Raw genomic sequence first — 17874 nt, forward strand, 5'->3', positions numbered from 1 at the left:
TGTTCAGCGTTTGTAAGTTGCAGGACGGAAGGGCATCGGCACGACCTTGGCGGGCAGACGCTTGCCGCGCACCTCGCCGTAGACAGTGGTGCCTTCCTCGGTGCCCGCGGGCAGATAGGCCATCGCCATCGGCGCCTCGATCGAGGGGCCAAAGCCGCCCGAGGTCACGCGCCCGATCGGATCGCCACCCTCGGCCTCGGCGAAAATTTCGACGCCCTCGCGCATCGGCGCGCGCCCCTCTGGACGCAACCCCATACGCAGGCGGCTCGGGCCGTTTTCCAGTTCGCTCAGGATGCGGTCCGCGCCGGAGAAGCCGCCTTCGCGCTCGCCACCCTTGCGGCGCACCTTCTGGATTGCCCAGGCGATATTGCCCTCGACCGGGGTCGTGGTGGTGTCGATATCATGGCCGTAGAGGCAAAGCCCCGCTTCGAGCCGCAGACTGTCGCGCGCGCCCAGACCGATCGGCTCCACCGCCTCATCGGTGAGCAGCTTGCGGGCAAATTCCACCGCGCGGTCCGCGGGCACGGAAATCTCGTAGCCATCCTCGCCGGTATAGCCCGAGCGCGAGATCCAAAGCTCCGCCCCGTTCCAGTGATAGACGCCCACATCCATGAAGCGCATCTTGGCGGTGCCGGGCACCAGCGCCTCCAGCACGCCCTCGGCGGCGGGCCCTTGCAGCGCCAGCAGCGCGCGGTCGGTGAGTTCCTCGACCGATTCCAGATGCGCCCGCATATGGGCGATGTCGTCTTCCTTGCAGGCCGCGTTCACCACGACGAAGAGATGATCGCCACGGTTCGCCACCATCAGATCATCGAGAATGCCGCCATTCTCATCGGTAAACATCGCATAGCGCTGTCGACCCTCTTTCAGGCCCATCAGGCTCACCGGCACCAGCGCCTCGAACGCCTCGGCAGCGCCTTCGCCCGGCACGATCACCTGCCCCATGTGGCTGACATCGAACAGCCCGGCCTTGGCGCGGGTGTGCAGGTGCTCCTTCATCACGCCCAGCGGGTATTGCACGGGCATCTCGTAGCCCGCGAAAGGCACCATCTTGGCGCCCAGCTCAACATGCAGATCGTATAGCGGTGTGCGTTTCAACTCGCTCATCGCGGCCTCCCCTTCAGCCGGATGATCCGGCATCGATTCATGAGCCTTCCGGCTCGCCCGATGCCCCCTCTGTCCGTGCCTGCGATGCAGACGCCTGAGATCGTTATCCCTTCGGCGGATGCCGCGATTGCACGCCGCATCACTCTCCAGAGTCCTTCGTCGGGCACGGTCCTTTTGCCTGAGAGTTTACCGGGGCGGTTGCTCCTTCGGCACCGAGGTTTCCCCCGGATTCTCCCGTATCCGACTTCTCCCGATTACCTGAGGCCCCGCGCAACTGACAAGCCCCAATCGCCAAAACCGCCGCTTTACCGCCGAAAACGACCTCACGAGGTCGCGAATTGCCCAAACAAAAAGCGCGAGGGGTTCACCCCTCGCGCCTCTCGAATTGGTTGTGCAAGCCTGCGGCGGAGCCGTCAGCCGCGCGCCGGAACCTTGTGCAGAAGCGGCATCAGCTCGCCCATATCGGGCCCGTGCGCCATGCCGGTCACGGCCTTGCGCAGCGGCATGAACAGACCCTTGCCCTTGCGCCCGGTCGCTTCCTTCACCTCCGAGGTCCAGTCCTTCCACGTGGTGTCGGAATAGGGCGGCGCGGGCAGCATCGTCATGGCCTGCGCGATGAAGTCGCGATCTTCCTCGTCGATCACCGGCTCCGCGCCGTTCAGACACAGATCGGCCCAGCCCTTCAGATCGTCCAGCTTGTCGATATTCTGCGAAGCGACCTTCCAGAAGCGCTCGCGCTGCTCCTCGGGGATACCGAGCTCCGCGATACGATCCGCCACGGCCGAGAACGGCAGGTGCTGGTTGCGCGCGCGGGTCAGCGGGATCAAGTCCGCCGGGTCGAATTTCGTCGGCGCCGAACCGAAGTGGTTCAGCTCGAACCCGTCGGCCAGTTCATCGATCGACATCTTCAGCTCGATCGGCTGGCTCGAACCAAGACGCGCCATCATCGACAGCAGCGCCTCGGGGGCGATGCCTTCGGCACGCAGATCGCGGATCGAAAGCGCGCCAAGGCGCTTCGACAGTTCCTCGCCCTGCGGGCCGGTCAGCAGTGAATGGTGCGCGAAGCTGGGCACTTTGCCGCCGATCGCCTCGATGATCTGGATCTGCGTCGCGGTGTTGGTGACGTGATCGCCGCCGCGCACAATATGGGTGATGCCCATATCCGCGTCGTCGACCGGTGAGGCGAAGGTATAGAGCACCTGCCCCGAGGCCTTGATCAGCACCGGATCGGACACGCTGGCCGCGTCGATCGACAGATCGCCGAGGATGCCGTCTTTCCACTCGATCCGCTCGAGTTCCAGCTTGAAGCGCCAGTAACCTTCCTTGCCTTCCGCGCGCATCGCGTCTTTTTCGGCATCCGACAGATGCATCGACGCGCGGTCATAAACCGGCGGCTTGCCCATGTTGAGCTGCTTCTTGCGCTTGAGGTCCAGCTCGGTCGGGCTCTCGAAACATTCATAAAGCTTACCGTCGGCCTTCAGCTGCTCGGCCACTTCGGCATAGCGGTCGAGACGCAGCGACTGGCGCTCTTCGCGGTCCCATTCGATGCCGAGCCATTCGAGGTCCTGCTTCAGCGCGTCGATATATTCCTGCTTCGAACGCTCCTGATCGGTATCGTCGAGGCGCAGTATGAATTGACCGCCGGTCTTGCGGGCGATCAGGTAGTTCATCAGCGCGGTGCGCAGGTTGCCGACATGGATATAGCCGGTGGGCGACGGGGCGAAACGGGTAACGGTGGTCATCTTGGCAAACTCCTGTTGGCGCCTGCTCTTTCACAAGGCGGCCCGTTTGTCCATATGAGGGGCCATGCGGCGCGTGCAGAGCGGCTTGGAGGGTGCGATGAGCGAGGGTTACGACTGGGCGGAGGTCACGGCGCCGGGCATCGAGGAGATCGAGGCGCTGGCCGAGGCCGCGCGTGCTGCGCTTCCGCCGGAATTCGCCCGCGCCGCGCAGGGCGTCGCGATCCGGGTGGAAGACTTCGCCTCCGAGGCGATGCTCGCCGATCTCGGCATCGAGGACCCTTTCGAACTGACCGGGCTCTATGACGGCATCCCGTTGACCGAGAAATCCGTGATGGACCCCGGCGGCCACACGGATGTGATCTGGCTCTTCCGCCGGCCGATCCTCGACGAGTGGATTTTGCGTGGCAACGAGCCCTTGGGCGCCCTCGTCACCCATATTTTCGTGCATGAACTGGCGCATCACCTTGGATGGTCCGACGCGGATATTTCGTCGATCGATCGCTGGTGGGAGTGAACCGAAGCGGCTCACGCAACGTTCACGACTCTGTGGAAGCGGCGCGATGCGCTAGACTTCGACCTGCGAAGACCAACCATCGAGAGGGAGAGACCCGATGACCAGGACCTTCATGACCCGCCGTGCAGCATTGAAAACCGCCGCTTTCCTGCCCGCCGCCCCCGCCCTTCTGACCGGGACCGGCGCCGCCGCGCAAAGCTCGAACGAAGCCCCGCCCGCGATCCCGCGTTATCGCCGGATGCAGATGGGCGACCTTACGATCACAACCCTGCTCGCCGGATCCCGCGAGCTGGAAGATCCGCAGACGATCTTCGGCATGAATGCCAGCCCCGAAGACTTCGCGGCCGTCTCGGAAGCCGCCTATATTCCCGCCGACAAGTCTCTGAATTTCTTCACGCCCACACTGATCGAGACCGGTTCGGAGAAGATCCTCTTCGACACCGGCCTGTCGCCCGAAGGGATCACTTCGGCGCTTGCCGCAGCGGGGCATTCGCCCGAGGACATCACCCATGTCGTGATCACCCATATGCATGGCGACCATATCGGCGGGCTGATGGGCGACGGTGGCGAGACCTTCGCCAATGCCGCCTATATCACCGGCCAGAAAGAATTCGACCATTGGTCGAATGCGGGCAACGACACGTTCGAGGCCAAGGTTCGTCCGCTGGCCGAGAAGATGAGCTATCTCAAGGGTGGCGATTCGGTCGTCTCCGGCATCTCGGCGGTCGAGGCGTTCGGCCACACGCCGGGCCATATGGCCTTCATGGTGGAGTCGGGTGGCAAAGGGCTGATGCTCGCCGCCGATACGTCGAACCACTATGTCTGGTCGCTTCAGCGTCCCGATTGGGAAGTGAAATACGACATGGACAAGGAGATGGCCGCGAAGACCCGCAAGGAGCTTCTGGGCCGTGTCGCCGCCGACAAGCTGGCCTTCATCGGCTATCACATGCCCTTCCCCGGCGTCGGCCATCTCGAGGCGCTGGACACCGGCTTCCACTTCCATCCGATCACCTATCAGCTCAACGTCTGATCCGTGATGGGTGCGGGCAAAGCCCACGTGGAGACTTTTCAGGCGCGCGCCCGACCGGCGCGCGCTTTTCTTGTATCAGCTCGCTCTGAGAGGGCACGCCTGTAAGGCTCCCGACTGGCTGCGCCCCGCCCGTCAGGCGGCGGCATCGCCCTCATGCAGCTCCATGCGCACGAGGGTCTGGTTGAGCAGGATATAGGCGATCTCGCCGAACGTGACGGGGCCGGTGAAGCCGCCAGTGCGCTGTCCTTCCAACTCGCCGTAGAGATAGTTCAGGATACAGTTGCACGAATACTCTTTGGCGCCTTTGCCCCCCGCGCCTTCAGCGAAGGCCTGCGCGTAGGAGCCCAGCGCCTGCGCCAGACGGTACTCGACCCCTTCGACAACGGGGGCGTAGAACTTCACCTTGCCTGCCTCGGCATCGACCTCCTGGATAGAGACATTGACGAGCGTACCTGCGTAATTTGCGACCAGCGGCAGCCGCGTGTCGAGCTCATGCTCGGCGATGTAGCGGGCGAGATTGACCTCCTGCCCCTCGACCGTCGCCACCTCGGCTTCGAACCCCGCCTTCGGGAAGGTGAAGGTCAGCGCCTCGGCCTCGCCTTGGGCAAAGATATTGAGGATGTCGAGATCGGCCGCGACGCCATCGGGCAACTCGACATGCAGCAGCACCGCCCCTTCATCATGCGCCACGCCCGTCGCGCCGTCGAACACCTTCGGCGCGCGTTTGCCCAGCTCGTCGAGATGTACCCCGGTGATCCAGCCCGTAAGCGGCTGATCGAAGAGACCGGGATAGCCCTGCCCTTCCACCGCAAAGTCGGAATGCGCCACCGAGAAGGCGGGGATCATGATCATGGTGAAGCCATTTTCGGCGTAGCCTTCGGAGATCTTCGGCAGATCGCCCACCTCGAGCCAACGCGGCACCGCGCCCGTCGTCCGCTCGAACCGGGTGCAGAACAGCTTGTCGCGCACCACCGCCCCGCCCTCTTCGGTGACGAAATAAACGGTGGTGCCGCCGATCCATTTGCCGCGCGGGAGCTGCGCCAGAAGCGCCTCGTCCCCCGCCACGACCATGACGTCGCCCGCCTCGATCCGCGCGGCGGCCTCGGCCACGCCCAACATCTCATTTTTCATACCGGATCCCCTCTCGAGCCTAGAACGCCGCGACATCGCCGGCGGCAAAAGCATTTTTCGTCACGAACTCACGCAGCTCCGCGATCTTGTCGCCAAGCGAGGCCGGGCGCGCGGCCACCTCGCGACGCAAGCGCGCAATCAAGATCTTCGTCGCCAGCGACGCGGCACTCAAATCGCTCTGACTCGTCAAAACCCTCTTCCATCGCGGATCATCGGCACCCGGAACCATCCTCACACTCCTTTGAAACAGCACGGGAGCAGTCATAGCGTACCGTCCCTTAACACTGCGTTGACAGGCGCGCGCTCCGCGCCGCAAAGTCGGGCTCTGGGCCAAAAGGAGACGCGATGACCTCGATCCTCACGATCACGCTCAACCCGACGGTCGATCTGTCGATCGAGACCCCCGAGGTCGCCCCCGAGCGCAAGCTGCGCTGTACGCGGCCGCTCACGGATCCGGGCGGCGGCGGCCTGAATGTCAGCCGCGCGATCGCCGCTCTGGGGGGCAATTCCACGGCTTTCGTGGCCCTTGGCGGGACCACCGGCGATCGGGTGATGCGGCTTCTGGCCGAGGCCGGGATCGCCGTCTTCCCCTTCCCCGCGCCGGGCGAGACGCGGATGAGCCTGACCGCCACGGATCAAAGCACGGGCGCGCAATATCGCTTCGTGATGCCGGGGCCAGACTGGGGCGCGCGCGATGTCGCCAAGGCGCTCAGCCGGATCGCACGGGCCGCGCCCGAAGGTGGGATCGTGGTTTTGTCCGGCTCGCAGCCGCCCGGCGTGCCCGAGGATTTCCCCGCGCGTCTGGCGACGAAGATGGCGCGGACCAAGGCACGGCTTTTCCTCGATACCTCCGGCGAAGCGCTGCACCAACTGATGGAAAGCGAGGCGAAACCCGCCGACGTGCTGCGGATGGACGAGCTGGAGGCCGAGGGGCTGGCGGGTCGCAAACTGCCCGAACGCCGGGATAGCGCCGATTTTGCCCAAAGCCTCGTGCAGCGCGGGCTCGCCCATGCGGTGATCGTCGCGCGCGGCGCGGACGGAAACGTGCTGGCCACCAAGGATGCGCGCTGGTTCGCCGTGGCGCCGAAGGTCGACGTCGTGTCGAAAGTGGGCGCGGGCGACAGCTTCGTGGGGGCCTTCACGCTGGCGCTTTCCCGCGGCAAGTCCTTCCGCGAAGCGTTGCAGCAAGGCGCCGCGGGCGCGGCGGCGGCCGTGACCACGCCTGCGACCGATCTCTGCTCGGCCGCGATGGTGCGCCGCCTCCTGCCGCATTGCCCGGTCGAGCCGGTCTGAGCACTCTGCCCCTTTGCCTCGCGGCACCTGCGCGTTATGAAAGCGCCAAAGGAGCGCCGCCCATGCTGAAGACCCGCATCATTCCCTGTCTCGACGTCGCCGATGGCCGCGTCGTGAAAGGCGTCAATTTCGTGAACCTGATCGACGCGGGCGACCCGGTCGAAGCCGCCAAGGCCTATGACGCGGCCGGCGCCGACGAGCTGTGTTTCCTCGACATCCACGCGACGCACGAAAACCGCGGCACGATGTTCGATCTGGTGACCCGCACCGCCGAGCAGTGTTTCATGCCGCTCACCGTGGGCGGCGGTGTGCGCACCCATGAGGACGTGCGCGCGCTTCTGCTGGCCGGGGCCGACAAGGTCTCGTTCAACTCCGCCGCCGTGGCCGATCCGAACGTGATCACCGAGGCCGCCGACCGCTTCGGCAGCCAGTGCATCGTCTGCGCGATCGACGCCAAGACCGTAGAGCCGGGCCGCTGGGAGATATTTACCCACGGGGGCCGCAAATCCACTGGCATCGACGCAGTGGAATTCGCGCGCACCGTGACTGCGAAGGGCGCGGGGGAAATCCTGCTGACCTCGATGGATCGCGACGGCACGCGCGCGGGCTTCAATCTGGAGCTGACGAAGGCGATCTCGGACGCGGTCGACGTGCCGGTGATCGCCTCCGGCGGCGTCGGCAATCTCGATCATCTGGTGGAAGGCGTGACGAAAGGCGGGGCGTCGGCCGTGCTCGCCGCCTCGATCTTCCACTTCGGCGAATACACGATCCGCGAGGCCAAGGAATACATGGCCGCCGCGGGCATTCCGATGAGGCTGCAATGAGCATTCTGGACCAACTCGCCGCGACCATCGAGAGCCGCAAGGGCGCCGATCCCGACACGTCGTGGACCGCGAAACTGCTGGCCAAGGGCCCGGAGAAATGCGCCGAGAAATTCGGTGAGGAAGCGGTGGAAGCGATCATCGCCGCAGCGAAGAACGACCGCGAGAACCTGACCTATGAGGCGGCGGATGTGCTCTATCACCTCTTGGTGATGCTGGCGGCGCGCGACGTGAAGCTGGCCGATGTGCTGGCCGAACTGGAGCGCCGCGAAGGGACGTCCGGCATCGCCGAGAAAGCGGCCCGCAGCTAAGGGGCGCTGCCCCTCTGCCTTACGGCATTCACCCCGGGATATTTTCCAAGAGCGAAGGGGCGGCCCGTGCCTGCCTTCGCTCTTGCCGAAATATCCCGGGGGTGAGGGCGAAGCCCGAGGGGGCAGCGCCCCCTTTCCCCGCGCGAACCGCGTGCTAGCTGGCCTCTCAAACAGGAGGCTTTCATGGCACAGACCACCGACACCAACCGCAAGATCATCCTCGCCGAGCGCCCGAAAGGCGCGCCGAACGAGAACACGCTGAAGCTCGAGACCGAGGCCGTGCCGCAACCCGGCAAAGGCGAGATGCTGCTGCGCACCGTCTATCTGTCGCTCGACCCCTATATGCGCGGGCGGATGTCGGATGCGAAATCCTACGCGACCCCGGTCGAGATCGGCGGCGTGATGACCGGTCAGGTCGTGGCCGAGGTGATGGAGAGCGATGTCGCGGGCTTCTCGAAGGGCGACTATGTGCTCTCGCCCTCGGGCTGGCAGGACTTCTTCGTCTCGGATGGCACGCAGGTGCTCAATCTCGGGCCGGAGCCGGAGAACCCAAGCTGGGCCTTGGGCATTCTGGGGATGCCGGGCTACACGGCCTATGCGGGCCTGCTGAAGATCGGCGAGCCGAAACCGGGCGAGACGGTTGTGGTTGCCGCCGCCTCCGGTCCCGTCGGTGCAACGGTCGGCCAGATTGCCAAAATCAAGGGCTGCCGCGTCGTCGGCGTCGCGGGCGGGGCCGAGAAATGCGCCCATGTCACCGACACGCTGGGGTTTGACGCCTGCATCGACCACCGCGCCGAGGATTTCGCCGAGCAACTGGCCGCAGCCTGCCCGGACGGGATCGACGTCTATTTCGAGAATGTCGGCGGCAAGGTGCTCTACGGCGTGCTGCCGCTTCTCAACCCCTTCGCGCGGATGCCGGTCTGCGGCATGGTCGCGTGGTATAACCTGCAAGGCCTGCCCGAGGGGCCCGATCACGGGCCGCAGATCCTCTCGACGATCCTGCGCATGAAGGTGAAGGTGCAGGGCTTCATCATCTTCGACAGCTTCCCGATCGAGCTCTATCAGGAATTCTCCGAGGCGATGACCGGCTGGCTGAAAGAGGGCAAGGTTCAGTACAAGGAGCAGGTGGTGGAGGGCCTCGAGGCCGCGCCGCAGGGGCTCTACGACCTGCTGGAGGGCCGCAATTTCGGCAAGATGGTCGTGAAAGTCGGCTAAAAGCGAGGCACGCGCGCAGGGCTTTCGCATCCGTGACTTGCCCTGCGCCGCGCATCGCTTATCTCTATGCCTATGTTTGGACGCCTTTTCGATATGCTCAACGATCCCGCCCCCGATCCGATGGAGGGGGAAGATCGCGAATTGGCGCTTGGCGCACTTCTGGTGCGGCTCGCGCGGTCGGATGAAAACTATACCGAAGAGGAGAAAATCCGGATCGACCGGGTTCTCGCTCAGCGCAACGGGCTCTCGGGCTTCGAAGCGACCGAGATGCGCAAACGCGCCGAAGAGGTCGAGGCGGGCGCGCCCGACACGGTCCGCTTCACCCGCGCGCTGAAGGACAAGGTCGCCTATGAGGACCGCACCGGCGTGATCGAGGCGCTGTGGGACGTGGCGCTGGCCGATGGCGTGCGCGATGCTCATGAGGATGCGTTGATCCGGCTCGCGGCGAAGCTTCTGGGCGTCAACGATGTCGATTCGGCGGTGGCGCGGCAACGCGTCGAGGCACGCCGCACCTGAATTCGACGGGCAAGGCAGCGCGGGGCGCGACCGCTCCGCGCCTGTTTTTTCCTCAGATGCTCGTGATTTCGGCCCCTTCCCCATCGTCAACCGGGCAGACGCAGTTGCATTCACCGGTCAAATCGCGCCAGATTGCGCGGATGGACAAAGAGAAGCTGCCTGCGTGACCCGAAACGAGCCTGCGCCCAAAGACGCGCCCGTCATCGAAATCCGTGACCTTTACAAGAGCTACGGCTCGCTCGAGGTGCTAAAAGGCGTCTCGATCACCGCGCCGCGCGGCCATGTGGTGTCGTTGATCGGCTCCTCCGGCTCGGGCAAATCGACCCTCTTGCGATGCTGCAACCTGCTTGAAGACAGCCAGAAGGGCGATGTGATCTTCGAAGGCGAGTCTGTGCATTGGCGTGGCGAGGGGCTCAATCGTCGCCCTGCCGACCGCGCGCAGGTCACCCGGTTCCGCACGAACCTGTCGATGGTGTTCCAGCAGTTCAATCTCTGGGCGCACATGACGATCTTGCAGAACGTGATGGAAGCGCCGGTGACGGTGCTGGGCCGTGACAAGGCGGAGGTAGAACCGCTGGCGCGCCAATTGCTCGACAAGGTCGGCATCGGCGACAAATGCGACGCATGGCCCGCGCAGCTCTCGGGCGGCCAGCAGCAGCGCGCGGCGATCGCGCGGGCGCTGTGCATGGAGCCCAAGGCGCTTCTCTTCGACGAGCCCACCTCGGCGCTCGACCCGGAATTGCAGCAAGAGGTGGTAAAGGTCATCAAGGACCTCGCCGCCGAACACCGCACCATGATCCTCGTCACCCACGACATGCGGCTGGCGCGTGACGTCTCCGACCACGTCGTCTTCCTGCATCAGGGCAAGATCGAGGAAGAGGGCCCGCCAGAGGCTCTGTTCGGCGCGCCGAAATCGACGCGCCTGCAACAATTCCTGTCGGCCACCGCGCCGGCGTGAACCAACCCAAGAATTAACAACGGGGAACCAAAATGAAAAAACTGATCCTGACCGCTGCCATCCTTGGCCTTTCGGCCGGCGTCGCCGCGGCACAGACCGTCCGCATGGGCACCGAGGGCGCCTACCCTCCCTACAACTTCATCGACGATAACGGTGAAGTCGCGGGTTTCGAGCGCGAACTCGGCGACAAGCTCTGCGAGATGGAGAGCCTCGACTGCACCTGGGTCACCAATGACTGGGATTCGATCATCCCGAACCTGCTCTCGGGCAACTACGACACGATCATGGCTGGCATGTCGATCACCGCTGAGCGTGAGAAGACCATCGACTTCACCCAGGCCTATTACCCGCCGGCGGCTTCGTCCTACATGTCGATGGACCCGGGCGCGGACCTCAAGGGCGGCGTGATCGCGGCGCAGACCGGCACCATTCAGGCGGCCCATGTCGCTGAAACCGGCGCGACGCTGGCCGAATACGCGACCCTCGACGACACGATCGCCGCCGTGAAGAACGGTGAGGCCGACGCGGTCTTCGCCGACAAGGACGCGCTCAAGCCCTTCGCGGGCCAGGACAACATGGAATTCGTGGGCGACGACGTGCAGCTCGGCAAGGGTATCGGCATCGGCCTGAGCAAGTCCGACACCGAGCTGAAGGACAAGTTCAACGACGGCATTTCCAAGCTGAAAGCCGATGGCACGCTCAACGAACTGCTCAAGAAGTATTTCGGCGACGACGCCCTGACCTTCAAGAACTGATCCAGAAAACGAGGCCGGGGCGGCATGAGCCGCTCCGGTCCCGACCGAAAGTCCGATGTTCGAAAGCTGTTCCGATCCCTCTGCCCTTCACGGGCTTGGCTGGCTGCTCTGCTACCTGACCACGGGTAAGCAGATCATGTTCTATGGCTCGTTCGGCATCGTGCTGATCCTGCTGGCCGTGACCGCGCCGGTGGCGCTGATCTTCGGCTTCGGCGGGGCACTCGCCGCCCGGTCGAGCGCCGCCCCGCTGCGCCTTCTCGGACGGGGCTACATCGCGATGGTGCGCGGTGTGCCCGATATCATCTTCTTCCTTTTCGTGCCGATCGCGATGGACCAGGGCCTCGAATACCTGAAGTCACGCGCGGTCTGCCCCGATCCCGGCCCGGCCTGGACGGGTAACGAATTCCACGTCTGTGCCTCCGCGAAAATCCCGCTCGGCACGGCCCCGCAATTCTATCACGAGGCCTATGGCTTCGCGCTGGCCGTGGTGGCTTTCTCTATCGTCTACGGCGCCTTCGCCGCCAACGTGCTGTTCGGCGCTATGCAGGCGGTGCCGCGCGCGCAGCTGGAGACCGCCGAGGCCTACGGCATGACCCGCGCGCAGGTGAACCGCCGCGTGCTGATCCCGCAGATGTGGGCCTATGCGATCCCCGGCCTGTCGAACCTCTGGATGATCCTCATCAAGGCGACGCCGCTGCTGTTCCTGCTGGGCATCGAGGATATCGTCTACTGGGCGCGCGAACTCGGCGCGACCAAGTCGAGCATCTACGCCTATCCGCATCCCGACTGGCGTCTCTATTACTTCCTCGCGCTGCTGGTCTTCTATCTGGTGATGACCAAGCTCTCCGAGATCGTGCTGGCCCGCATCAACCGCCGCCTCGCCTTCGGGCAGGCCACGGCTGCTGGTGAAGCGCTGAGAAAGGCGGACGCATGAGCTGCATTCAGACCATCGCGGATTACGGGCTGCGCTCCGTGGGCATCGGCGAGCGGCTGCTGCCGCGCTCCGATTTCACGATGTGCCAGCAATTCACCCTGATCGGCTCGGGGATGATCTGGAACCTCTATTTCGGCATTCTCGCGCTTCTGGCGGGGTTCTTCCTCGCCACGACGCTCGCGGTCGCGAAGAACTCCGATCGCGCGATCTTCCGCAAACCGGCCGAATGGTTCATCTTCCTGTTCCGCGGCTCGCCCCTCTTCATCCAGTTCTTCCTCGCCTACGAGGCCTTCGCGATGCTGCCCCGTGCGGGCTTCCCAATCCTCGGGATCACGGTCGCGACGGACTGGATCACGCGGGCCTGGGCAGGCGCGCTGATTGTGCTGTTCTTCAACACCTCCGCCTATGCCGCCGAGATCTTCTACGGCGCGCTGCGCTCCGTGCCGAAAGGCGACATGGAGGCCGCCGACGCCTACGGCATGACCGGCTGGACCAAGTTCCGCCGCGTGACATGGCCGACGATGCTCCGGCTCGGCTGGCCGTCCTACACAAACGAGGCGATCTTCCTGTTCCACGCCACGACGCTCGTGTTCTTCTCGGGCTTCCCGGCGTTCCGGCAGGAGGGCGACGCGCTCTATTACGCGAAGTATTTCGCGGACAAGACCTTCAACCCCTTCATCCCCTACCCGATCGCGGCGTTCTACTTCATCCTGCTTACGCTCTGCGTCATCGCGGTCTTCGGGGTGATCAACCGCCGCCTGAACCGCCATCTGCCGCAGGAAAGCCGCAAGCGCTTCCGGTTCAGGCCGCAGATTATCAGGTGACACATGAACTGGCTGCACGACCATCCCGACGTTCGCACGATCCGCGTGGCGGCGGCCGATCTCAACGGGGTGGCGCGCGGCAAGCGCCTGCCAGCCCGCTTCGCCGATAAGGTCTTCACCGAAGGGACGCGTTTTCCCTATTCGGTGATGAACCTCGATATCTGGGGCGAGGATGTCGAAGACAGCCCGCTTGTCTTCGAATCCGGCGATGCCGACGGGCTTCTGATGCCGACCGAGCGGGGCTTCCTGCCGATGCCGTGGCTCTCGGCGCCGACCGCGCTGCTGCCGATCTGGATGTTCCATATGGACGGCAAGCCCTATGCGGGCGATCCGCGGCAGGCGCTCGCGCGCGTCGTGGAACGCTACAAGGCGCTGGGGCTGACCCCGGTGGTCGCGACCGAGCTGGAGTTTTTCCTGATCGACGACAGCGGCAAGACGCTGCGCGTGCCGCCCTCGCCCCGCTCGGGTAAGCGCCGCACCGGCGGTGAGGTCCTCTCGCTCCGCGCGCTCGACGCGTTCGACATCTTCTTCAGCCAGCTCTACGACGCCTGCGAGGCGATGGATATTCCTGCCGATACCGCGATCTCCGAAGCGGGTCCGGGCCAGTTCGAGATCAACCTTTCGCACCAGCCCGACCCGCTGAAGGCCGCCGATGACAGCTGGCTGTTCAAGATGCTGGTGAAAGGTCTGGCGCGCGCGCATGGCTTCGCCGCGTCCTTCATGGCGAAACCTTACGACGAATGGCCCGGCAACGGGATGCATATGCATTTCTCGGTGCTCGACGCCGAGGGCAACAACATCTTCAACGACGGCACACCGCAGGGCTCGGACCAGATGCGCCATGCGGTCGCCGGGTGTCTGGCCGCGATGTCGGGCTCGGGCCTGATCTTCGCGCCGCATGAGAACAGCTATGACCGGCTCGTGCCCGACGCCCATGCGCCGACCGGCATCGCCTGGGCCTATGAGAACCGCACCGCGGCGCTGCGCATCCCGGCCTCGGGACCGCAGGCGCGACGGATCGAGCATCGCGTGGCAGGCGGCGACGTGAACCCCTACCTGATGATCGCAGCGATTCTGGGTGCCGCCCTGATCGGGATCGAGGACAAGATGGAAGCGCCCGAGCCGATCAAGGGCAACGCCTATGCGCTCGACCTTCCGCAGATGCCGACCGACTGGGAAGCGGCGATCGACGCTTTCCAGAATTGCGAGATCATGCCGCGCATCTTCGACCGCGACCTGATCACCAATTTCGCCATGACCAAGCGGCAGGAGCTGCATTACATGGCCGAGCTGTCGGATCAGGAACAGACCGAGCTTTACCTAGATACCGTCTGAAGGGGGCGCTGCCCCCTCGGGCTTCGCCCTCACCCCCGGGATATTTCTCCCAAGGGGAAGGGAGCGGCGGGGCGCAGGCAGAGGGGCAGCGCCCCTACCCGGCTGCCGCTTTCGCCTCGGCACGGGGATAGAGCCGCGCCATTGTCAGGCCGCGCGTGGCGTTGAGGATCATCAGCCCCGCCCAGAGCCCGTGATTGCCGAAAAGCGGGATCAGCACGAAAAGCGCGGCCGTGTAGATCGCGACCGAGATCACCATCGCGTTGCGCATCTCGCGGGTCAGGGTCGCGCCGATGAAGATGCCGTCTAGCATCCAGGCCGGCCCGCCGATCAGCGGCGCGGCGGCGATCCAGATCAGATAGTCGCGCGCCTCGATGCGGACATTCGGGGCGGTGGTCATCAGGTCGATGATCGCAGGCCCCGCGAGCAGGAAGACCGCGCCCAGCGCGAGCGCGCCGCCGATCCCCCATTGCGAGGACACGATGCTCGCCCGGCGCAGCCTTGCAGCCGAATGTGCGCCCACCGCTTGGCCCACGAGGCTCTCGGCGGAGAAGGCGAACCCGTCCAGCGCGAAGGCGGTGATCTGCAGGAATTGCAGCAGCACCTGATTGGCCGCAAGGGTCACATCGCCCTGCCCCGCGCCGAGGAAGAGGAAGGAGGTGAAGCTCGCCTGCAGCAAGATCGAGCGCAGCATGATGTCGGTATTCACCCGCGCCATCGTCGCCAGTTTCACCCGATCAAAGATTGCGCGCGCCCGCCACAACCCGCCTGCGAAGGCCGCGCGACAGAGCCACAGCGCCAGCACCACACCACTGATCTCGGAGATCAGCGTGGCGCCCGCGACGCCTTGCACGCCCCAGCCGAGGCCCAGCACGAAGAGAAGATCCAGCCCCACGTTCAGCGCGTTCATCGCCACCTGCAGCAAGAGGACACCGCGCGTGCGTTCCAGCGCGATCAGCCAGCCGGTGAAGGCGTAAAGCGAGATGGTGAGCGGCGCGCCCCAGATGCGGATCTGCAGGTAGTCGCGAGCAAGGCGCTCGACCTCGTCGCTCGCCGGGGCAAGCTGAAACGCGGCCCAGAAGAGCGGCAGTTGCAGCACGATCAGGCTCAGCCCGGCGATGCCCGCAATGATCAGCGCCCGCATCAGCCCGGCAGAGACCTCGCCGGTATCGCCCGTCCCATGCGCCTGGCTCACGAGACCGGTCGTGCCCATCCGAAGGAAGCCGAATATCCAGTAGAGCGACGAGAGGATCACCGCCCCGATCCCCACCGCCCCGATCGGTGCGGGCAGGCCGATCTGGCCGACCACGGCCGTGTCGACCGCGCCGAGGATCGGGATCGTGGCGTTCGAGAGGACGATGGGCAGCGCGATCTTCAGAACCCGCGCATGGGTAATCTCAGCCATTGGCGGAGGTGTCGTCCCGCGCGGGCATCAGGAAATGGCCGGTCGCTTGGGCAAAGATCCGGGTCCGGTTGTCCTGCCACGCCTCGACATGGACGCTGGCGTAACGCCGCCCCGAGCGGTTGACCCGCGCCCGCGCATAGGCGTCGCGCGGCAGGCCGGAGCGCAGGTAGTCCACGGTGAAATCGATCGTCTTGGGCAGCCGCGGCAGGCTCTCGGGCGTGAGCGCGTCGAAATCGATCCGCCCCGCCTCGATATCGTCCCACAGGTAGGACCAGCTGAGTTCGATGATCGCGGTGACCTCGAGAAAGGCCGCCGTCACCCCGCCATGGATCGCGGGCAGCATCGGGTTGCCGATCAGCTTGTCGTCATAGGACAGAACGCCGGTCAGCTCATCGCCGCGCCGGTCGAAACCGATGCCGAGGAACTGCGCGTAAGGAATGCCCTCGACGAGCATCTTGAGCGCGCCGTCGCGGCGCTGCTTGACCTGCTGGACGGGTTCGGGCTTGGGACGGCTCATGCTTGCCCCTCCGATTTGGGTTTGTCGGGGCGCGAGACGGTGAAGGCGCCGGTGGCGGTCGCCACGGGACGCTCGGCATCCTCGTCATGGGTGGTGGCGCGTACGAAGGCCACCGAGCGGGTGACGTGATAGCATTCGGCCCGCGCGGTGATCCGCTGGCCGGGTGTCGCGGGGCGCATGTAATCGATGCGCAGATCGAGCGTCGCGGTGGAAGCGCCCGCTTGCGGGTGGCTCATCACGGCGGCGCCCGCGCAGGTATCCATCAGCGCCGAAACCGCGCCGCCATGGATCACGCCGGTGCGCGGATCGCCCACGAACCGCGCGTCATAGGGCATCGACAGGGTCGCGCAGCCGGGGCGGATCTCGTCCATCTGCATCCCGAGCGCGCGGGAATGCGGGATCGCCTCGATGAACTGGCGGGCCTGTTCGAGTATCTTGTCGTTCTCGTCGCTCATGAAATCATCCCCGAATATCTTGCGCGACTATCCCCGCTGGCCGACGGGGTTACAAGACCCGCGCCTCAGCCCTGCCCCTGCGACATCAGGAAATAGCGCGCGATCCCGTAGAGGTAGAAACCGGTGAACATGATGTTGAGATATTTCAGCTGGCGCTCGGTATGGAGCCAGGCGTGATAGGCCCAGATCAGGCAGAACGGCAGGCTGAGAAAGAGATTGAGCGGGTACCAGTTCTGCACGATGGCGATAGTCGAGGCGATGCCGAGGGCCAGAGCGACCCATTTCATCTCTTGCTGATAGGCCGCAAGGCCACCTTCGCGCAGACGCAGTGCCGGACGCATGCCCGCTCCTTCTGACTGATACCAATGTCGGGGGTCGCGGCCCTTGGGGCCTGCGATGAGATTGATATGCCACAGGAAAGGCAATCCGTCCAGACGGGCGTCGCTCAGCGGCGCGCGGCGAAGAAATCCTTCAGAAGCGCCTCGGCCTCCGCCGCGCCGATGCCGTCATAGATTTCCGGCACGTGGTGGCTTTGCGGATGCGAGAAGACGCGCGGCCCCTGCGCGACGCCGCCCGATTTCGGATCGGCTGCGCCGTAATAAAGCCGCGCGATCCGGGCCTGAGAGATCGCCGAGGCGCACATCGGGCAGGGCTCGAGCGTGACATAGAGATCATAGCCCGGCAGCCGCTCCGAGCCGATCTGCGCACAGGCCTCGCGCATCGCGAGGATCTCCGCATGGGCGGTCGGATCGCCCAGCTCGCGGGTGCGGTTGCCAGCGGCGGCCACCACCCTACCGTCAGGGGAGACTATGACTGCGCCCACGGGCACCTCGCCGCGCTTGGCAGCCTCGCGGGCTTCTGCCAGCGCCTGTTGCATGAAAGACCGGAATTCCATGGCTCTTCATCGCTTGCAAATCCGCGCTTATCAAGACGCTTCCCACGCGCAGCAGAAAGGTGTAGATCGCCATCTTTCGCGCCCGAGTGACTCGCGCGCCCCCTCCCCTAGAAGGAACC

General features: G+C 65.1%; 21 protein-coding genes and 1 riboswitch. Of the genes, 12 read left to right on the forward strand and 9 right to left on the reverse strand.

What is annotated here, in order from left to right:
- Positions 1-3: 3 nt before the first annotated feature.
- Both gcvT and gltX read right to left on the reverse strand, forming a co-directional pair.
- The gene (gene gcvT / locus BMI86_RS03265; RefSeq protein ID WP_078540417.1) at positions 4-1107 is read right to left on the reverse strand and encodes a glycine cleavage system aminomethyltransferase GcvT; all 1104 of its coding nucleotides are present in this window, start codon (positions 1105-1107) and stop codon (positions 4-6) included.
- A 156-nt stretch (positions 1108-1263) separates the two neighbouring features.
- Positions 1264-1354: riboswitch (glycine riboswitch) on the reverse strand.
- A 166-nt stretch (positions 1355-1520) separates the two neighbouring features.
- On the reverse strand, positions 1521-2849 hold the full coding sequence (gene gltX / locus BMI86_RS03270) for a glutamate--tRNA ligase (RefSeq protein WP_078539736.1): 1329 nt from the start codon (positions 2847-2849) through the stop codon (positions 1521-1523).
- 97 nt (positions 2850-2946) lie between these two features.
- On the opposite strand from gltX, the gene BMI86_RS03275 reads away from it, so the two are divergent.
- On the forward strand, positions 2947-3363 hold the full coding sequence (locus BMI86_RS03275; RefSeq protein WP_078540418.1) for a metallopeptidase family protein: 417 nt from the start codon (positions 2947-2949) through the stop codon (positions 3361-3363).
- A 97-nt stretch (positions 3364-3460) separates the two neighbouring features.
- Positions 3461-4393, forward strand: coding sequence for an MBL fold metallo-hydrolase (locus tag BMI86_RS03280; protein WP_078539737.1), 933 nt, complete (start codon positions 3461-3463; stop codon positions 4391-4393).
- Positions 4394-4525: 132 nt separating this feature from the next.
- Here BMI86_RS03280 and BMI86_RS03285 read toward each other — a convergent pair whose 3' ends face one another.
- Both BMI86_RS03285 and BMI86_RS03290 read right to left on the reverse strand, forming a co-directional pair.
- A complete protein-coding gene (locus BMI86_RS03285; protein ID WP_078539738.1) occupies positions 4526-5524 on the reverse strand; it encodes a hypothetical protein in 999 nt (332 codons plus the stop codon).
- A 19-nt stretch (positions 5525-5543) separates the two neighbouring features.
- Entirely contained in the window at positions 5544-5753 is a 210-nt protein-coding gene (locus BMI86_RS03290; RefSeq protein WP_078519673.1) for a hypothetical protein, read from the reverse strand.
- 116 nt (positions 5754-5869) lie between these two features.
- Between BMI86_RS03290 and BMI86_RS03295 the strand changes: the two genes are divergently transcribed.
- From BMI86_RS03295 to BMI86_RS03340, 10 genes are all read left to right on the forward strand, one after another.
- Positions 5870-6817 carry a 1-phosphofructokinase family hexose kinase gene (locus tag BMI86_RS03295; RefSeq protein WP_078539739.1) on the forward strand — a complete coding sequence of 316 codons (948 nt, stop codon included), beginning with the start codon at positions 5870-5872 and terminating at the stop codon, positions 6815-6817.
- 62 nt (positions 6818-6879) lie between these two features.
- Positions 6880-7641 (forward strand): imidazole glycerol phosphate synthase subunit HisF, encoded by a 762-nt coding sequence (gene hisF / locus BMI86_RS03300; protein WP_078519675.1) that lies wholly within the window; start codon positions 6880-6882, stop codon positions 7639-7641.
- Positions 7638-7949 (forward strand): phosphoribosyl-ATP diphosphatase, encoded by a 312-nt coding sequence (locus tag BMI86_RS03305; protein ID WP_078519676.1) that lies wholly within the window; start codon positions 7638-7640, stop codon positions 7947-7949. Before hisF ends, BMI86_RS03305 begins: the two co-directional genes overlap by 4 nt.
- Before the next feature lie 183 nt (positions 7950-8132).
- On the forward strand, positions 8133-9164 hold the full coding sequence (locus tag BMI86_RS03310; RefSeq protein WP_078539740.1) for an NADP-dependent oxidoreductase: 1032 nt from the start codon (positions 8133-8135) through the stop codon (positions 9162-9164).
- A 72-nt stretch (positions 9165-9236) separates the two neighbouring features.
- Complete coding sequence (locus BMI86_RS03315) at positions 9237-9680, forward strand: TerB family tellurite resistance protein (protein WP_078539741.1); 444 nt, start codon at positions 9237-9239, stop codon at positions 9678-9680.
- A 163-nt stretch (positions 9681-9843) separates the two neighbouring features.
- The gene (locus BMI86_RS03320; RefSeq protein ID WP_078519679.1) at positions 9844-10638 is read left to right on the forward strand and encodes an amino acid ABC transporter ATP-binding protein; all 795 of its coding nucleotides are present in this window, start codon (positions 9844-9846) and stop codon (positions 10636-10638) included.
- Between the two features lie 32 nt (positions 10639-10670).
- Positions 10671-11393: a transporter substrate-binding domain-containing protein gene (locus tag BMI86_RS03325; RefSeq protein WP_078539742.1), complete on the forward strand. Its 723-nt coding sequence runs from the start codon at positions 10671-10673 to the stop codon at positions 11391-11393.
- A 55-nt stretch (positions 11394-11448) separates the two neighbouring features.
- Positions 11449-12327, forward strand: coding sequence for an ABC transporter permease subunit (locus BMI86_RS03330; RefSeq protein WP_078539743.1), 879 nt, complete (start codon positions 11449-11451; stop codon positions 12325-12327).
- Positions 12324-13151 carry an ABC transporter permease subunit gene (locus BMI86_RS03335; RefSeq protein WP_078519682.1) on the forward strand — a complete coding sequence of 276 codons (828 nt, stop codon included), beginning with the start codon at positions 12324-12326 and terminating at the stop codon, positions 13149-13151. The genes BMI86_RS03330 and BMI86_RS03335 overlap by 4 nt, the downstream gene beginning before the upstream one ends.
- A 3-nt stretch (positions 13152-13154) precedes the next feature.
- The gene (locus BMI86_RS03340; RefSeq protein ID WP_078539744.1) at positions 13155-14486 is read left to right on the forward strand and encodes a glutamine synthetase family protein; all 1332 of its coding nucleotides are present in this window, start codon (positions 13155-13157) and stop codon (positions 14484-14486) included.
- Positions 14487-14580: 94 nt separating this feature from the next.
- Here BMI86_RS03340 and BMI86_RS03345 read toward each other — a convergent pair whose 3' ends face one another.
- From BMI86_RS03345 to BMI86_RS03365, 5 genes are all read right to left on the reverse strand, one after another.
- Positions 14581-15888 (reverse strand): MATE family efflux transporter, encoded by a 1308-nt coding sequence (locus BMI86_RS03345; RefSeq protein WP_078539745.1) that lies wholly within the window; start codon positions 15886-15888, stop codon positions 14581-14583.
- Complete coding sequence (locus tag BMI86_RS03350; protein WP_075776152.1) at positions 15881-16405, reverse strand: PaaI family thioesterase; 525 nt, start codon at positions 16403-16405, stop codon at positions 15881-15883. Before BMI86_RS03350 ends, BMI86_RS03345 begins: the two co-directional genes overlap by 8 nt.
- Positions 16402-16860 carry a PaaI family thioesterase gene (locus BMI86_RS03355; protein ID WP_078539746.1) on the reverse strand — a complete coding sequence of 153 codons (459 nt, stop codon included), beginning with the start codon at positions 16858-16860 and terminating at the stop codon, positions 16402-16404. Before BMI86_RS03355 ends, BMI86_RS03350 begins: the two co-directional genes overlap by 4 nt.
- A gap of 65 nt (positions 16861-16925) precedes the next feature.
- On the reverse strand, positions 16926-17201 hold the full coding sequence (locus tag BMI86_RS03360) for a peptidase (RefSeq protein ID WP_078539747.1): 276 nt from the start codon (positions 17199-17201) through the stop codon (positions 16926-16928).
- Positions 17202-17305: 104 nt separating this feature from the next.
- The gene (locus BMI86_RS03365) at positions 17306-17755 is read right to left on the reverse strand and encodes a nucleoside deaminase (RefSeq protein ID WP_078539748.1); all 450 of its coding nucleotides are present in this window, start codon (positions 17753-17755) and stop codon (positions 17306-17308) included.
- Positions 17756-17874: the final 119 nt, after the last annotated feature.

The organism is Thioclava sp. DLFJ5-1, assembly GCF_002020115.1.
GTDB lineage: Bacteria > Pseudomonadota > Alphaproteobacteria > Rhodobacterales > Rhodobacteraceae > Thioclava > Thioclava sediminum.

Bases quoted from the DNA above. Each gene is read 5' to 3' on its own strand.
- BMI86_RS03315 (WP_078539741.1), top strand. From the start codon at position 9,237: ATGTTTGGACGCCTTTTCGATATGCTCAACGATCCCGCCCCCGATCCG.
- BMI86_RS03330 (WP_078539743.1), top strand. From the start codon at position 11,449: ATGTTCGAAAGCTGTTCCGATCCCTCTGCCCTTCACGGGCTTGGCTGG.
- gcvT (WP_078540417.1), bottom strand. From the start codon at position 1,107: ATGAGCGAGTTGAAACGCACACCGCTATACGATCTGCATGTTGAGCTG.
- BMI86_RS03335 (WP_078519682.1), top strand. From the start codon at position 12,324: ATGAGCTGCATTCAGACCATCGCGGATTACGGGCTGCGCTCCGTGGGC.
- BMI86_RS03350 (WP_075776152.1), bottom strand. From the start codon at position 16,405: ATGAGCCGTCCCAAGCCCGAACCCGTCCAGCAGGTCAAGCAGCGCCGC.
- BMI86_RS03355 (WP_078539746.1), bottom strand. From the start codon at position 16,860: ATGAGCGACGAGAACGACAAGATACTCGAACAGGCCCGCCAGTTCATC.
- BMI86_RS03280 (WP_078539737.1), top strand. From the start codon at position 3,461: ATGACCAGGACCTTCATGACCCGCCGTGCAGCATTGAAAACCGCCGCT.
- BMI86_RS03295 (WP_078539739.1), top strand. From the start codon at position 5,870: ATGACCTCGATCCTCACGATCACGCTCAACCCGACGGTCGATCTGTCG.
- BMI86_RS03310 (WP_078539740.1), top strand. From the start codon at position 8,133: ATGGCACAGACCACCGACACCAACCGCAAGATCATCCTCGCCGAGCGC.
- BMI86_RS03285 (WP_078539738.1), bottom strand. From the start codon at position 5,524: ATGAAAAATGAGATGTTGGGCGTGGCCGAGGCCGCCGCGCGGATCGAG.
- BMI86_RS03275 (WP_078540418.1), top strand. From the start codon at position 2,947: ATGAGCGAGGGTTACGACTGGGCGGAGGTCACGGCGCCGGGCATCGAG.
- BMI86_RS03340 (WP_078539744.1), top strand. From the start codon at position 13,155: ATGAACTGGCTGCACGACCATCCCGACGTTCGCACGATCCGCGTGGCG.
- BMI86_RS03325 (WP_078539742.1), top strand. From the start codon at position 10,671: ATGAAAAAACTGATCCTGACCGCTGCCATCCTTGGCCTTTCGGCCGGC.
- BMI86_RS03290 (WP_078519673.1), bottom strand. From the start codon at position 5,753: ATGGTTCCGGGTGCCGATGATCCGCGATGGAAGAGGGTTTTGACGAGT.
- BMI86_RS03365 (WP_078539748.1), bottom strand. From the start codon at position 17,755: ATGGAATTCCGGTCTTTCATGCAACAGGCGCTGGCAGAAGCCCGCGAG.
- BMI86_RS03305 (WP_078519676.1), top strand. From the start codon at position 7,638: ATGAGCATTCTGGACCAACTCGCCGCGACCATCGAGAGCCGCAAGGGC.
- BMI86_RS03345 (WP_078539745.1), bottom strand. From the start codon at position 15,888: ATGGCTGAGATTACCCATGCGCGGGTTCTGAAGATCGCGCTGCCCATC.
- gltX (WP_078539736.1), bottom strand. From the start codon at position 2,849: ATGACCACCGTTACCCGTTTCGCCCCGTCGCCCACCGGCTATATCCAT.
- hisF (WP_078519675.1), top strand. From the start codon at position 6,880: ATGCTGAAGACCCGCATCATTCCCTGTCTCGACGTCGCCGATGGCCGC.
- BMI86_RS03360 (WP_078539747.1), bottom strand. From the start codon at position 17,201: ATGCGTCCGGCACTGCGTCTGCGCGAAGGTGGCCTTGCGGCCTATCAG.